Source organism: Bradyrhizobium sp. SHOUNA76 (assembly GCF_023006445.1).
Classification (GTDB): Bacteria; Pseudomonadota; Alphaproteobacteria; order Rhizobiales; family Xanthobacteraceae; genus Bradyrhizobium.
Map to the genome: position 1 here is coordinate 1 of NZ_JALBHA010000749.1, position 2,180 is coordinate 2,180.

At 65.3% G+C, this 2,180-nt stretch carries 3 protein-coding genes and 1 pseudogene; 1 reads left to right on the forward strand and 3 read right to left on the reverse strand.

Annotation, left to right across the window (positions count from 1 at the left end):
• Positions 1 to 455, forward strand: a pseudogene (locus MOV74_RS36565) (hypothetical protein); the annotation flags it as partial.
• Here the strand turns inward: MOV74_RS36565 and gmk are convergent.
• The 3 genes from gmk to MOV74_RS41085 form a co-directional block, all read right to left on the reverse strand.
• Positions 388 to 1,047, reverse strand: a complete 660-nt coding sequence (gene gmk, locus MOV74_RS36570; RefSeq protein WP_246932180.1) for a guanylate kinase — start codon at positions 1,045 to 1,047, stop codon at positions 388 to 390. The pseudogene MOV74_RS36565 and the gene gmk sit on opposite strands and share 68 nt — an antisense overlap.
• A gap of 3 nt (positions 1,048 to 1,050) precedes the next feature.
• Positions 1,051 to 1,938 (reverse strand): YicC/YloC family endoribonuclease, encoded by an 888-nt coding sequence (locus MOV74_RS36575; protein WP_246932182.1) that lies wholly within the window; start codon positions 1,936 to 1,938, stop codon positions 1,051 to 1,053.
• A 38-nt stretch (positions 1,939 to 1,976) separates the two neighbouring features.
• The coding region (locus tag MOV74_RS41085) for a hypothetical protein (protein ID WP_309486875.1) at positions 1,977 to 2,180 on the reverse strand (204 nt) is incomplete at its 5' end.

The window sequence follows — 2,180 nt, forward strand, 5'->3', positions numbered from 1 at the left end:
CGGCCGTCACGCCGCGCGCGCAGCCGAGCCCGGTCGACTTCGACGAAGCACGACCGCCGCAGACCGCGCAGCTCGCTGCATTCACCAGGGAGATCGGCAGGATCGCGGCCCAATCCGCCTCCATTCGCAACGCCGCCTCAGAGCTCGACAAGGCCGACATCTTCGACGCAGAGTTCGAGATCGAGGCATCGCCCCCGCGGCTCGCGGCCAAGGACGTCGCCAAGGACGTCGCCAAGGACGTCACCAAGCACGCCGATGACGAAAAGCCTTTCGCTCAAAGCGAAGTCGGGCGCGATGAAGACGTGCAGGTTGAAGAAGCCGTCGACGTCGACGTGATCACCGCGATGCTGGAACGACTGGCGAAGCAAGGCCCGCGGCTACCGCAGCCTAGCCCTGAAGCTGACCCTGCAAACCTCGCACGAAACCAACGAGGCCAATCCGCCGCTCGCGCTTGAGGCGCTCGGCCTTCAGGATCGATTGCACCTCGGCGAAGGCCTCGTCGACGTCGTGGTTGATCACGATGTAGTCGTACTCGGCCCAATGGCTCATCTCGTGGCTAGCGCGGCTCATGCGCTTGCGGATGACCTCGTCGGAATCCTGCGCGCGCGAATGCAGGCGCTTTTCGAGGTCGGCCGCCGAGGGCGGCAGGATGAAGACGCTGACGACGTCGGCGCGCGCCTTTTCGCGCAATTGCTGCGTGCCCTGCCAGTCGATGTCGAACAGCACGTCCTGCCCGGACGACAGCGCGGCTTCGACCGGCGCACGCGGCGTGCCGTAGCTGTTGTCGAACACGGTGGCCCATTCCAGCAGCTCGTCGCCCTTCACCATCGCCTCGAACTTGGCCTTGTCGAGGAACAGATAATCCTTGCCGTTGACCTCGCCCGGCCGCATCGGCCGCGTGGTCGCGGAGACCGACATTTTCAGGCCGGACATGCGATCGATCAAAAGGCGCGACAGCGTCGTCTTGCCCGCGCCCGAGGGCGAGGACAGTACGAACATCAATCCGCGTCGCTCGACACCGTCAGTTCCGTGACCGCCCGTCGTCATCGATCACTCCAGATTCTGGACCTGCTCGCGGAACTGCTCGACCACGTTTTTCATGGCCAGCCCCGTATTGGTCAGTTCGATGTCGTTCGACTTCGAGCAGCAGGTGTTGACCTCGCGGTGAAATTCCTGCGCCAGGAAGTCGAGCTTCCGGCCGATCGGGCCGCCCTTGCCGATCAGCTCGCGCGCTTGCGCGATGTGCGAGGCGATGCGGTCGAGCTCCTCGCGGATGTCGGCCCTGGTGGCGATCAGGATCGCCTCCTGCATCAGGCGGTCGGAATCGAAACGGTCTGAGGTGTCGAGCAGGCTCGCGATCTGCTCGGCGAGCCTGGCCTTGATCGCCTCCGGCTTGCGGCCGGGCGAAGCTTCCGCCTTTTTCGCCAGCTGCTCGACCTCGTCCACCCTCTGGATCAGGATCTGCCCCAGCGAAGTGCCCTCGCGCTTGCGCATCGCGACGAGCTCGTCGAGGGCCTTGTCGAAGGCCTCGGCGGCAGCGGCACGGGCCGCCTTGTCCTCCTCCTCGTCGCCCTCGGGCTCGGCGACCTCGACGACGCCCTTGATGGCGAGCAGTCCGTCGATGCTCGGCGCCACCGCGTCGACCTTGCCGGCGATCACTGCGGCGGCCTTCAGGACGGCGTTGAGCACGTCCTCATTGACGCGAACCGTGGCGGCGGCGTTGGCGCGCTTGACGGTGAGATTGGCGTAGACGGTGCCGCGCGACAAAAGCTCGCCGGCGCGCTTTTTGGCATGGGCCTCGAGCTCGTCGAACCCCTGTGGCAGCCGCACCCGGAGGTCAAAGCCCTTGGCGTTGACCGACTTCAATTCCCATTCGAACGTGTACGGCCCGCTAGCGCCGTGGCTTCGGGCAAAGCCGGTCATGGACGACAGCGCCATCAGGTCAAATTCTCCAGGAACACAGGATTCGCGAGGCATCAAGCCACGCGAATCTTAAGACTATTTTGCAGGAAAGTGGAATCCGCAAAGTCCCGCAAGCAGGTCTGCAACGCGCCTAGCGCTGGACCACTGGCGGCGAGGGTTGCACCGCGCCCTGCCGCGCCGGTGCGGGATTGGCTGGATTGGCAGGCCGTGACGGTTGCTTTTTCTGCTGGTTGGGCCGGGCCGGCGTCGTCGCTGTC